The following is a 13,418-nucleotide window of genomic DNA, read 5'->3' on the forward strand; positions in this document are numbered from 1 at the left end:
ATGTCACAGGAAGAATTAGATTTATCATCCTTAAATGCGAGAGTATTGCAGCTTGAAGAAAACCAGGTTATCCTGAAAAGATATATAGCCAAACTTAAGCAGCGGTTAGAAGCTCACGAGCAACTATTTAATGAACGTTATGAAGCGCGACAGTTAGAAAGTTTGATGGCTGAAGTTGCGATACTTCAACAAAGATTTAATTTAGAGAATGGGGAGCAAGCAATTATTCCCGAGCCGCCGATAGAGGTTGATAGTCAGGCTGAAGAGTTTGATTTTCAGTATCAGTTAGTATGCGATCGCCTCAATAGTCGTGCTGTGTTGATGGAGGCTTTATCAATAGCACAAGAACGGGTAATTATTGTCTGCCCTTGGCTTAATTGTAATAGCATTAATGATGAATTACTGCAAAAATTTAGGGAGTGTTTGAACCGAGGATGTTTGATCGATATTGGTTGGGGTTATCTGGGAGATCGGCAAAATATCGGTAAGGGATGGCGCTATAATGCTTTGGCAGATTTACAAGAATTAGCTAGTGAATATCCCGATCGATTTTGTCTGGATTTATTGGGAACTCACGAGAACTTTTTAGTATGCGATTCCAGTTTTGCGATGTTGGGGAGTCATAATTTGCTGACTAATGGCGATCAAAGTGCAGAAAGGGAAGTGGGAATTCGCACAAATGATTCCCACATTATCAAGCAGTTAATTGAGCGATTTGACAGCAGTGAAGTATTAAGTGAGGATGAGATTGAGAGGCGGTTTGTCGCGAGTTCGGATTACTTGGATCGAGCCGATTATTTGGAAGGATTGGCGGCGGATACTGAAGATATTGCTTTAGAGGATAGCTGTGAGGATGTGGAGGATGAGTCTGAAGAATGTCTGGAACCTGTTGTTAGTGTTGAGGAGTTTTGGAAGCGTTACAAGCAGGGAGAAAGAGATTTTGCTGGGATTAATTTAGCTGGTGCTGATCTAAGAACTAAAAACCTAGCTAATGTTAACTTGAGTAATGCTAATTTGAATAAAGCTAATTTGATTGGTGTAAGTTGGCAATATGTAAATCTTAGTGGGGCAAATTTGAAAGGAGCAGATATGAGAGATGCGAGTTTTCCTGGCGGCACAAATTTTAGTGAGGCTAATTTATGCGGTGTCAATCTTTCTAATGGTAACTTACAATCGGCTAAACTAGAGAAAGCCAAATTAAGGAAGGCAAGTTTAAGAGGAGCTAGACTAGAATATGCAAATTTCACTGAGGCTGATTTGAATGGTGCAAACCTCAGTGGTGCCAAACTTAGTATAGGAACAAAATTCAGCGATGCAAGCCTTGTTCAAGCTAACTTAAGCGGACTATATTTGAGGAAAGTAGATTTAAGAAATACCGATTTGACGAATGCAAATCTGAGCAATGCTAACCTGTTAGAAGCAAATTTTGATGGAGCAAATCTCAATGGAGTTGAGCTTCAAGGAGCGATTTGTAATGAAGCAACTTTATTTCCTATTGATTTTGATCCTGTGAAAGCTGGTGCTTATTTACTTGTTCCTTATGGATCGCTACAAAATGCCAATATAACTGATAGGGACTTAACCAATATTAAATTGATGGGAGCAGATTTACAAGGGGCTAATTTGAGTTCAGTAAGATTTAGTGGTTCCGATTTGAGAGATGCGAATTTGAGTGGGGCAAAACTTCAAGGAGTAAACCTAGAGAGTACTAATTTGAGTAGAGCTAATTTGAGACAAGTTAACTTGAGTGATGCAAAATTAAATAGCGCTAATTTAACTACAGCAGACTTAACTGAAGCTGATTTGCGGCAAGTATCTTTAAATTATGCAAAACTGGGTGGCGCTGACCTAATTTCAGCCGACCTCCGCGCAGCAAACTTAAGCTGTGCAGACTTATCTGGTGCTAACTTAACAGATGCAAAAATAGGGGGCGCTAACTTTGAAAATGCCAAGCTCACTGGCACAATTATGCCAGATGGATCTACTCATGAATAAAAATGTAGGGTGGGCATTGCCCACCACCACCTGTAATTACATCCACTTAATTATTGACCTTTCACGCATTTGAGCATCCGCAAAGTAGCCGCCGCTGCATAATTCCGCTTGGCAGAACTATCAGGAGAAAACTGGCTCCCAACTTCATTAACCGGAGAAGCTACCTTACAATAAGAAGACATTTGGCTAATAGTAGCAGCAGCCCAGTGACTCTGAATATCAGAGAAATTAGTCGGCGATTGTTTAGGAGTTAATACTGGGCTCATTCCCCGCGCAGATAAACCAAATTCTGCCGCGCGACGCATCACAGCCATTAATTCAGCGCGAGTGACTGGTTGAGTTGGTTTGAAAGTGCCATCTTTATAGCCGCTAACGATGTTCTTATCTCGCGCAAATTGAATTTTAGCTGCACTCCAGCGGGTAGTTTCAACATCGCTATAAGGGCGAGAAGATGCTTGAGTAGGAATCACAATATTAGCGCCTTGTATTCCTTTCAAAGATTCTAATACTAAAGAGACTAATTGCTCTCTAGTTAAAGCAAGTTGAGGCCGGAAAGTATTGTCCTCAGAGAAACCGGCCACAAATCCAAGGGCAACAGCTTCTTTAATTTCCGCAGCGTAGATATCGTTAGCAATATCTTTGAATGTTGGTGAAGGATCGACCGTACCGCCTCCGGTGTCTGTACTTCCCGGTGCAAGCTGATTGCTGGTGAAATAAAAATGTCCTAATGTTTTACCTTGATACGATCTTTTGGTGAAGCGCCAGCCAGGTTCTAAAATAACTTTCATAAAGCCATTAATAGTTCCCTGAGTTCTGCCGATCGCTATTGGCTGAGCGTTGCGATCGCTCGGAGTCCCTACCAGTATCACATCCCCGTTAACATTCTGCAAACTCAAGCTATATTTCAATGCTAAATCAGTACCGCCCATGCGGATAGAAAAGCCGTTGCTATCAGTGGCGCGTCTGCAATCATTGGTAAAATCAAAGTTCATTAACAATGGATTGACGATGATGGGGCGACTGCCACTTTCACTCCAGCACTGCCGCTTGTTGGGTATTTGTTCTATAATCAGCAATTGGTAACTACCATCTTGGCGGGGTTGAGCAATGGCAGCGACATTAGCTTGCTCGATTTCTGTTTGGTCAAAAGTGAATGCGATCGCAGAACTGACTGCGCCGATTGTCAAAAGTGCCGAAGTGGCCAAAGTTGCAATTGTTTTCTTAAACGAAATTCTCATAACACCTACCGAGTTGTTTAACTTATATTTATTGAAGCCGAAGGGCTTTTGAATGTTAGGGGTTTTTGTTGTACTTCCTCAAGTGTCTCAGGATCTTAAGCTGCGATCGCGACCTTATAGATCGCAGTCTACCCTAGATGGGGCTGATTCTCAGGCGATATTAGATTTTTGATGAGGCATACTCCTAGAGTCCACCCCTTCAACTGTCATAATGCCATTACTGCTGTTGTGCGCGATCGCTCACAAGCTTAGATACCCAGGATACCGAATCCTTCGTAGCGTCGCCGCCTCAGCGCTATCCTTAAACCGCCCAGACAGCGCCGTTACCTGATGAGTGCAGAATTCTCAGCACTTAAACATTCTCACTATCTGGGATATGGCCTGTTGAAGACTGACTAACTGGAAGCGCGATCGTAAACTCCGTCCCTTGCCCAATCTCTGAACTTACCTCAATTTTACCGTGATGCTTTTCAATAATTTGATAGCAAATAGAAAGCCCCAAACCCGTACCTTGACCTATCGGCTTCGTTGTAAAAAATGGGTCAAATATCTTTCTTTTAAGTTCGGGAGGAATCCCAGGGCCATTATCTCGAATTCGTACCCGCACCAACGCCCTATGCAGTTGCTCTGCATGGGGCGGATCTAGTTCCGTCTGAATTATAATTTGCTTGACTTCCTGATTTTCTTGTGAATTGAGAGCATCAATTGCATTGCTAAGTATATTCATAAAAACTTGATTCAGTTGCGCGGGATAGCACTCCACAGGTGGCAACGTTTCATAATCTTTAATAATTTCAATTCCCTCCTTAATCTTATGGCTAATAATCAATAGAGTGCTATCAATTCCCTCATGGATATTGACCCGTTTAAGTTCCGCTTCATCCAGCCGGGAAAAATTGCGTAAAGACAGCACAATCTGACTGATGCGCTCAGTACCCATCTTCATAGAAGACAAAATTTTGGTCAAATCATGGACTATAAATTCAAAGTCAATTTCTTCAGTAATATTCTCTATAGCACTATTTGGCAGAGTATATTCTTGTTGATAAACTCGATATAATTTCATTAAGTCTTCAACATAACTATTAACATATTTAAGATTGCCGCTAATGAAGTTGAGAGGGTTATTAATTTCATGGGCAACTCCCGCCACCATCTGACCCAAACTCGACATTTTTTCTGCCTGAATTAATTGGCTTTGAGTGTCCCGAAGATTTTGCAAGGCTTGGCGCAGTTGGTGATGGGTTTGCAAAAGTTGATCGTGCTTTTGAGAAAGTTTTTTTGTTCTTTCTTCTACCCGTTTTTCCAAATGCTGACGAGCCATTTCTATTTCTTGAGTATGTTCTGCGACCCGCCCAATTAAACTATTTAATGATATTGCTAACAAGCCTACTTCATCGCTAGTAGTAACAGGAACTTGCACAGTAAAATTAGCTTCTCGCGTTGCTTGTTGAGCTACTTTAGTGATAGCTTGTATAGGGCTAGCGATCGTTTGCGCTATCTTAATGCCGACAAAAGTAGTGAGACACCCAGTTAGCAAGAAAAAGATTGACAAATGCCTCCATAGTGCTTGTCTAGCTTCGTCTAGAGGCACAACAGAATTGAGCAGCACCACAGTTAGAGAAGAATTATTTAGCCCAGAAAGCACTACACTTTTAGCAAAATATTCCCCACCCCCTATCTTAACTCGTTGTGGACGAGCTTCTTGGGGCGGTGAAACCCAAGAAAAATTGCTCCGAACTATTGGCAAAGTAGAAGCAATTACAGCTTTATCTTGATTAAAAGCCATCAAGTGTTCCCGCGTACCAATAGTAAGCTTTTTGAGTAAATCATCCCTGATTAAAGTGCCAATAATAATCGCGCCGATAATACCATCTTTAGACTTTACAGGTGCAAATCCAACTAAAACAGACTGTAAATGTCCGTCTGGTTTCTTTAGATTTAACAAATCAGATAGATACACCCCTTTGAGCGCTTGATCGAAGGCTGTTTGATCCTTAAGTATTGCATCAGCTAATTCTTCATTCTGTAAGTTCGCTAGTACCCCACCATCTTTGTCTACTACCTTAATCAAGTCCAGTTGCAAAGTGGTTTTTAAAGGTAGTAAAATCTGGAGGAGTGCCACCGTATCGCGCTGATTTACTGCCGAGCGAACCGCCGCTGTATCGCCTACTAGCCTAGTTTGCAACTGCAAGTGCTGTTCTTCCCGGTTAAAGTCTCGCAAAACCAGTGATGAAAGACTCTCTACTTCAGCGATCATTTGCTGTTCAAGGCTGCTCGAAAACCAGTAGCCAAAGCCAATCATTAACACCATTGCCTGAGTGAGGATTACTAACAGGAATGGGACAATAATTTTCTGGTTTAAAGCCAGTTTTGAGTACATACTTTTAAAGCGGGCATTCCGCCACAATATTTGAGCTTTTCTAGCGCTAGCTATTAACAAGTTTTTCTTAAATAAGTGGCGAATCTGCATTAGTTATGAGCTTGAGAAACAATTACACAGGCATTACCAGCTAACAATGTAAGCAGGTGAATCAATAACACTTTGTTTACTTCTTCGCAGTAGATGGCACAAATCCAGATTGTAGCAACTCTGTAGCCCCTTCTTCGCTAGCAACAAAATCAAGAAATCCTTGGACAGTTTGACTGGGAGTTGTTTTGTAGACAATACCGAGAGTCCTTACCATCAAGTATTTTTCAGCTTTAACATTTTCGACTGTCGCAGCTATGTTATCCAGACTTAAGCGGTTGACTACCAGGTTGTTTGCAATGGCATAAGCGAGGGAAAAATACCCTATAGAATAGGGCGTGTCTTGCATTGCCCTAATTAATTCTGGTTCCTGGGATAGTAGCACCGCTGATGAGGTTATGGTCACACTTTTGCCCAGGTAATACTTTCGTAACAGCTTTTTGGCTGATTCGTCTTCAGGGCGATCGAGTACAATAATCTTAGCATCTGGCCCGCCTAAATCTCGCCAATTTACGATCTCACCACTGTAAATTTTTTGCAAATCTTTTGTTTGTAAATTTTTCACCCCTTTCACACTCTGGTTAGTAGCTACAACTAGAGCATCTTTGGCAATCTCGCGATAGGTTAGTTGACCGTTGTTTTCCTCAGTTGTTAACTGACGGGTAAGAGCACCAATGTCAACTAAACTGTTTTTTACTCCCGCAATTCCCCCACCACTTTGATTCGGAGGGAAGAAGATAATTTCCGTGTTTGTTACTTTTTTTTCGTAGGCTTCTGCGACTACCTTTAAGGCTGGATAAATTGCACCAGCACCGCTAATTTTAACTGTTTGCCGTGATTGCGGCTCTACGTTTTTTTGAGCAGTCGTTACTGGCGTACAGCTAGTCAAGCTCAGCAAGGTAGTTCCGGCTGTAATCTGCGCTAAGACCAAAGTTGCGATCGATAATGAGCGTTTCATTGAGTTTTCTGTTCTATATTGCCAACAGCTCTTAGCTGCTTACTAATACTAGCTTATTAGCATCCTCCTAAAGAGGTAAAACTTATTTAATTTTAAAGCTATCTGGCTACCTATCCAGGCTCAACGTTGGAAGATCAAACAAGAGCCGATTTTCTCAAGCAACTTTGCGTATTCTAGCTTATTGAGAATAATATTTGTTATAATTCGTTATCTTTAACAGCACTCACCCGAAGCTATCTTAAATTTTGATTTTTTGGGATCGATGGGTAAGTCCTGATAGTCTCTGACCAATTGAGATAGATGCGTTTTCCCTGGCGATCGCTCAAATGTCCTATCAAAAATTGCTTGCTTTTGCCTTGAGAATCAGCAGCCCCAAGACTCCTAATAAATTAACACTATAGAGAGATACGCAAACAGTTATAAAGCTTTAAGATTGTAAATAGTGAGCAAAAAAAATGCCAATTCTTAAATAAATTGTCAGATTAAAGTGCCTATTTTATATCTAATTTGACACTTAATTTGACATTTTATTAATGTTGATTTCCGCATACAAATAACACATTGAAATTGTGTTTAACTTCTCACTCACATTCGCTTAATTAAGGAGAATCTATGCTTTTAAAAGAAAAAGAATCCGGCACGCTGGTAGAAATCCTAGATATAGAGGCATTGTTAAGCCCTATGAAGAATGAAGTTCCGGGGCAAATTCAAGCTGGTCAAGAGGAGCAACAACCAGATAGTTTTGCCAAGGAAACATTAGTTTTTCCTTCGGGCGAAACGCTGCCTCGTTGTTGGATTGATGCCGATTATACGACCAACTAATTTGGAAGGAGAAGATTATCTCCCTAGTTGAGAGGAGACGCAGAGGATAATTCTATCCAGAATTACACGCAATTGCTAGTAACGTAACTAAATCTTTTTGACCTCTGCTCTCTTCTCTGTACCCTCTACTTATGTTAGAATCTGGGAGCCGCAATTTGACGAATCCTTTTTGAATCTCTCTAGATTCGCTCAGGCTTGTGATTACGGAACACTGATTCTCAGGAGCAAAAAAAATCATGACTCGCGCTATCATGGAAACGGAAAAAGGCACTATCCATTTGGATATGTTTGACCAGGATGCACCGAATACGGTGAAGAATTTTGTAGACTTGGCTGAAAAAGGTTTTTATGACGGCCTGAAGTTCCACCGAGTCATCCCTAATTTTATGATTCAAGGAGGTTGTCCTCAAGGTACTGGAACGGGGGGCCCTGGCTACAAAATCAAGTGCGAAATTAACAGCAACAAACACCTGGCAGGGACTTTATCAATGGCCCATGCAGGTCGCGATACTGGCGGTAGTCAATTCTTTATTTGCCACTCTCCTCAATCTCATTTAGATGGAGTCCATACGACTTTTGGCAAAACTGAAGATATGGATGTAGTCAATGCTATCCGCCAAGGCGACAAGATTATTTCTGTCAAAATTGAGCGGTAATTTTTAATTGTTAACTGTTAACTGTTAACTGTTAACTGGTAATTGGTAATTGGTAATTGGTAATTGGTAATTGGTAATGGCTAATTGCTAATTGCTAATTGCTAATTGCTAATTACCCCCCATCCTCCCCATCTCCTCCGCTCCCCTGCTCCTCCGCTCCCCCGCTCCCCTTCTTCCTTCTTCCTTCTTCTTATGACTAAAATTAATGATCCTATTTTAGTGTCTGAGTTAACGGAACTTTATCTCAAATATGAAAAAGCCCTTTGTACTAATGATATTGAAACTCTCAGTGAACTGTTCTGGGATTCACCAGATGTTGTGCGTTTTGGCGTGACTGAAAACCTTTATGGTAGCGATCGAATTAGAGCTTTTCGCCAAGGCAGATCGCCTTTGAATTTAGAACGTGAAATGTTTAATCTCAAAGTTGTTACTTTTGATGCAGATATGGCCGCTGTAACTCTGGAATTTCGCCGCATCATTGATGGTATTCTGCGGGAAGGCCGGCAGAGTCAGATGTGGCGTAAATTTCCTGAAGGTTGGAAAATAGTTTCTGCTCACGTTTCTTTGTTGCCACTTTAGAAATTAGATTCTAATACAGTTCGTACTTGAGTAAAGTACATTCTAAGGTTCCATTATAAACATGAATCCGCCGTGCTGTCTTGAGTCCCACTTTTTTACCTAACTCCTTATTCCCTGTTAAAATAAACGCATTCCAACCCTTAAAACGCTGTTTAAAAACATCGCCTAACAGCTTATAAAGGTCTGCCAATTCGCTAGCATCTCCCAGACGTTCGCCATAGGGAGGATTGCAAATCAGTACGCCGCTATCTGCTGGTGCTTCCAATTGTGATAACTCCGTTAGAGCAAACTTAATCTTATCTTTAAGACCAGCCTGCTGTGCATTGGTGCGAGCTTGGGTTAAAATTTCAGGATCGCGATCGCTACCGCCAATTACCGCTTTCAACTCCGACAATTCGCTATTTTCTGCTTCCTCCCATAACTGCTCCCAAAGAGCTTCATCAAAATCTCGCCAAGTCATAAACCCAAACTTTTCTCGAAACAATCCGGGTGCAATATTCAAAGCCTTTAAACCAGCCTCTAAAGGCAGAGTTCCAGAACCGCACATCGGGTCTAAAAAAGGTAAATTAGGATTCCATTCTGCCATCTCTAATAAAGCGGCCGCCAGAGTTTCTTTCAGAGGAGCCGCACCCACAGCCGGACGATATCCCCGCCGATGCAAACTGCCACCAGAACTGTCTAAGCTTAAAATACAGCGGTCTTTATGAATGTGAACGTTAATCAGCAAATCAGGATTTTTTGTGTCAACATTAGAGCGCTTCCCAAAATTACCTCGTTGTCGATCGGCAATTGAATTTTTTACCTGTAGAGCAGTATAATGAGTGTGGTTCAGTTTTTGATTGCCCCCCGTGCAGTCCACTGCCAGAGTATTGTCAGTATCCAGATATTCCTCCCAATCAATTTTTTGCACTTCCCGGTAGAGCATATCGGAGTCATCACACTGGAACTCAGCTATCGGAACCAGCACTCTAAATATCATCCTCGCCCAAAGATTCACGCGATAAAGTAAAGCGCGATCGCCCGCAAAATATACCCCCGTAAAATCAGGACGAACATCTTGAGCTCCCAGCCGTTCTAATTCTTGAGCAGCAAGTGGTTCTAAACCACGAGCAACAGTAGCAAAATATTTAGTCATTGGTAATTGGTAATTGGTAATTGGTAATTGGTAATTGGTAATTGGTAATTGGTAATTGGTAATTGGTAATTGGTAAATTGAGTGCATATACGTTATTATATCCAAATCATAACTATATATCTAGGGGAGGGTAGTCAAAAGTTTCAAGATCATTGACAATTGAACAAATCCCACCTTCACCCCCAACTTGAGTTAATTATGGGACACTTTGCAGAAGTTCTTTCAGAACCCATTGTTCCTTTTGTAGTTTTACTTTTGGTGATTTTGAGTGTGCCCATCATCTTTGAGCGCTTCAAGATTCCCGGATTAGTTGGTTTGCTAGCTGCGGGCGTTCTCCTGGGCCCCAACGGGCTACAATTACTTGACAAAGAAATGCCCACCATGAAGCTGCTATCAGATATCGGTTTACTTTACTTGATGTTTGTAGCAGGTTTAGAAGTAGACATTGAGCAGTTCCGTAAAAAGAAACATCGTTCTATGGGTTTTGGCAGTTTAACTTTTGCCGTACCCATGATTGCTGGAACCGCTGTCGGTCGAATTTTTGGTTTTGATTGGAATGCTTCAATTTTAATAGGTTCGCTGTTAGCTTCTCACACTTTACTCGCTTATCCTATTGTTAGTCGCTTGGGAGTAGCTAGCAATGAATCAGTCATGGTAACAATCGGTGCTACCATTTTTACAGACATTGGTGCATTGTTGGTATTAGCCGTTTGTGTTGCTATTCATGCCGGAGAATTCTCACCCATCAATTTTGTCACTCTGCTGGTAAGTTTAGCTATTTATACAGCCGTCGTTATCTTTGGCTTTGACTGGGCAGGTAGAGAATTTTTCCGCCGTACTGGAGATCAAGAAGGCAACCAATTTTTATTTGTATTGCTAGCCGTTTTTCTAGCATCATTAGGCGCTCAGCTCATTGGTGTAGAAAAAATTATTGGGGCATTTCTGGCTGGTTTAGCTGTTAATGAAGCTGTAGGAGAAGGTGCAGTTAAAGATAAAGTTGTTTTCGTAGGTAGCGTGTTATTTGTTCCGATATTTTTTGTGGATTTGGGGTTATTAATTGATGTCCAAACTTTTATAAAAAGTATTGTTTCTGTAACAATTCCCCTGACGATTGTTATGGCTTTAATTAGTAGTAAGGGGATAGCAGCCTACTTAGCTAAACTTATCTACGGCTACAACACTAAAGAATTTCTAACTATGTGGTCGTTATCTTTGCCTCAAGTTGGTGCAACTTTGGCAGCGACTTTGGTGGGCTACCGAGCTGGGCTGCTTACTGAAGACATTTTAAATAGTGTAATTGTTCTAATGTTAGTAACAGCAACATTAGGTCCAATAGTTACCAGTAGAGTTGCAGTAGGGCTAACAACTACCTCGAAAAATGTGGAAGCGGAAACCTTTTCAAAAAATTGGGAATCCACCGCCGAAAATCCTGCATTAACGGTAGTTGTACCAGTGTACAATCCCGATACAGAAAGATATCTAATTGAGATGGCAGCTCTGTTAGCTCATGGCAATAGCGGTCAAATTGTACCGCTAGCAATTACCGCACCTCACACTCAAAACATGGATGCGCCCCAGTTAGAAATGGCTTTGCACCGGAGCGAAACATTGCTGGAAAAAGCCCAACAAATGGCAGTAAAACTTGGTGTCAAATCTCAGCCAACCCTAAGAATTGATAATGATATTTCCCAAGCAATAGCCCGTGTTGCTCGCGAACAAAAAGCGCATTTAATTGTTATGGGTTGGGGGAAACGGACGGGACTGAGAGCTCGCTTGTTTGGCAATGTAATTGACGGCGTGCTGTGGGCCGCTCACTGTCCAGTGGCGGTGACGCGCTTGCTGGTTGAACCCAATAAAATTAAGCGCGTTTTAGTGCCGGTGGAAAACTTGAACTCTGAAGCAGTGCGGCTAATACAGTTTGCCAGAGCGCTAGGAGATTCTCAACTGCAAATCACTGTGCTGCATTTGTGCAACCGGGGAATTAAGGATTCTGGGATTGCTTGGATTCACTCGCAATTATTGCTTTTGGTTGCTAAATCAGGGGTGGAAGGTAAGGCGGAAGTTCAGATTGAGGTGAGGCGAGGTGTAGATGTCGTTAGGGAAATTGTCACTGCGTCTGGTGCTGCTGATTTGGTGGTGTTGCGATCGACTAGAAACCGCACGGCGGCGGGATTAGCAGTCAGCGATGTCACAACTCAGTTGCTTGGACAGTTGACCTGTTCGATCGTGATGTTGGGAGAACCACATCGACTGACTAATATCTAGTTGTATTGTCAAAATCTATACCAGGCTCATCATCCTAAGAGAAGGTATAAATGAAGTTACATCCATTAAAATCAGAAGGAATCAATCTGTAACGATGGGGCTACCTGTGGCAAAGTCAACTGAACCCAGTAACGCTGAAAATTTGCGCCCAGAGGCGACAAGTTCTCTGGCTCGCACTCCTCTGTTCGATCTATCTTTAGAACTTAAAGCCCGGATGGTTCCCTTCTCCGGCTGGGAAATGGCTGTACAATACAGGGGGATTAATACCGAACATCAGGCGGTGCGATCGCGTGCGGGAATGTTTGACATTTCCCACATGGGGAAATTCGGCCTCAGAGGTAAAAACCTGATAGAAAAACTCCAGACTTTAGTACCTTCGGATCTGGGCCGTTTGCAGCCCGGTCAAGCTCAATATACTGTCTTGCTAAATGCCAAAGGCTGTATATTAGATGACATTATCTTTTATTATCAAGACCCCGACCCTACCACTGGCGAACAGCGAGGGGTGATGATTGTCAATGCTGCTACTCGTGCTAGGGATAAAGCTTGGATTGGGGCCCATTTAGAATTGAGTGGGATTAGTTTCATCGACATCTCCAAGGAAAAAGTGCTGATCGCTGTTCAAGGGCCGCAAGCTACAGCACATCTGCAACAATTTGTCAAGGAAAATCTAGCAGCAGTGAAGTTTTTCGGTCATTTAGAGGCAACGGTACTCGGTGAGCCTGCTTTTATTGCCAGAACGGGCTACACTGGCGAGGATGGATTTGAGGTGATGCTAGATGCGATCGCAGGGAAAGAACTGTGGCGAAATCTGCTAGCTGCGGGCGTGGTTCCTTGCGGCTTAGGGGCTAGGGATACGTTGCGCCTAGAAGCGGCTATGTGCCTTTATAGCCAAGATATTGACGATACTACCACACCCTTAGAAGCTGGATTGGGTTGGGTAGTTCATTTGGATAGTAAGGGCTATTTTATTGGGCGCAAAGTTCTAGAACAGCAGAAGGCGACGGGAGTAGCGAAGCGTTTGGTAGGCTTAGAAATGGAGGGAAGACATATCGCCCGTCACGGCTATCCAGTTTTGTCTGAGGGTGTAGTCGTGGGGGAAATTACCAGTGGCACATTATCTCCGACTTTAAATAAGGCGATCGCGCTGGCTTATGTTCCGACTCCCCTAGCTGCGATCGGTCAGCAGTTAGAGGTAGAAATTCGAGGGAAAAATTATCCGGGTGTTGTTGTTAAACGACCATTTTATCGATCGCCCAAAAGATAGAATAAGGAACCAGGAAAACACAAATTAACAGCA

General features: G+C 42.3%; 10 protein-coding genes. 6 read left to right on the forward strand and 4 right to left on the reverse strand.

Translation table 11 applies throughout. The features are described from left to right. Positions 1-1,995, forward strand: a complete 1,995-nt coding sequence (locus tag OSCI_RS04230) for a pentapeptide repeat-containing protein (protein WP_007353630.1) — start codon at positions 1-3, stop codon at positions 1,993-1,995. A 50-nt stretch (positions 1,996-2,045) separates the two neighbouring features. Here OSCI_RS04230 and OSCI_RS04235 read toward each other — a convergent pair whose 3' ends face one another. From OSCI_RS04235 to OSCI_RS04245, 3 genes are all read right to left on the reverse strand, one after another. Further along, a complete protein-coding gene (locus OSCI_RS04235; RefSeq protein ID WP_007353631.1) occupies positions 2,046-3,233 on the reverse strand; it encodes a DUF3747 domain-containing protein in 1,188 nt (395 codons plus the stop codon). Between the two features lie 352 nt (positions 3,234-3,585). After that, entirely contained in the window at positions 3,586-5,706 is a 2,121-nt protein-coding gene (locus OSCI_RS31280; protein WP_019487127.1) for a sensor histidine kinase, read from the reverse strand. Between the two features lie 76 nt (positions 5,707-5,782). Continuing rightward, entirely contained in the window at positions 5,783-6,661 is an 879-nt protein-coding gene (locus OSCI_RS04245) for a PstS family phosphate ABC transporter substrate-binding protein (protein ID WP_007353633.1), read from the reverse strand. 612 nt (positions 6,662-7,273) lie between these two features. On the opposite strand from OSCI_RS04245, the gene OSCI_RS04250 reads away from it, so the two are divergent. The 3 genes from OSCI_RS04250 (at position 7,274) to hpxZ (ending at position 8,718) form a co-directional block, all read left to right on the forward strand. Further along, a complete protein-coding gene (locus OSCI_RS04250; RefSeq protein ID WP_007353634.1) occupies positions 7,274-7,483 on the forward strand; it encodes a hypothetical protein in 210 nt (69 codons plus the stop codon). 236 nt (positions 7,484-7,719) lie between these two features. Then, entirely contained in the window at positions 7,720-8,139 is a 420-nt protein-coding gene (locus tag OSCI_RS04255) for a peptidylprolyl isomerase (protein WP_007353635.1), read from the forward strand. Positions 8,140-8,331: 192 nt separating this feature from the next. Then, the gene (gene hpxZ / locus OSCI_RS04260; protein WP_007353636.1) at positions 8,332-8,718 is read left to right on the forward strand and encodes an oxalurate catabolism protein HpxZ; all 387 of its coding nucleotides are present in this window, start codon (positions 8,332-8,334) and stop codon (positions 8,716-8,718) included. 10 nt (positions 8,719-8,728) lie between these two features. Here hpxZ and OSCI_RS04265 read toward each other — a convergent pair whose 3' ends face one another. Continuing rightward, positions 8,729-9,853, reverse strand: coding sequence for a THUMP domain-containing class I SAM-dependent RNA methyltransferase (locus tag OSCI_RS04265; protein ID WP_026103684.1), 1,125 nt, complete (start codon positions 9,851-9,853; stop codon positions 8,729-8,731). A gap of 198 nt (positions 9,854-10,051) precedes the next feature. On the opposite strand from OSCI_RS04265, the gene OSCI_RS04270 reads away from it, so the two are divergent. Both OSCI_RS04270 and gcvT read left to right on the forward strand, forming a co-directional pair. After that, entirely contained in the window at positions 10,052-12,118 is a 2,067-nt protein-coding gene (locus OSCI_RS04270; RefSeq protein ID WP_007353638.1) for a cation:proton antiporter, read from the forward strand. A gap of 94 nt (positions 12,119-12,212) precedes the next feature. Next, positions 12,213-13,385: a glycine cleavage system aminomethyltransferase GcvT gene (gene gcvT / locus OSCI_RS04275; protein ID WP_007353639.1), complete on the forward strand. Its 1,173-nt coding sequence runs from the start codon at positions 12,213-12,215 to the stop codon at positions 13,383-13,385. Positions 13,386-13,418 lie beyond the last annotated feature (33 nt).

It is taken from the genome of Kamptonema sp. PCC 6506 (assembly GCF_000180455.1).
Lineage (GTDB): Bacteria > Cyanobacteriota > Cyanobacteriia > Cyanobacteriales > Microcoleaceae > Kamptonema > Kamptonema formosum.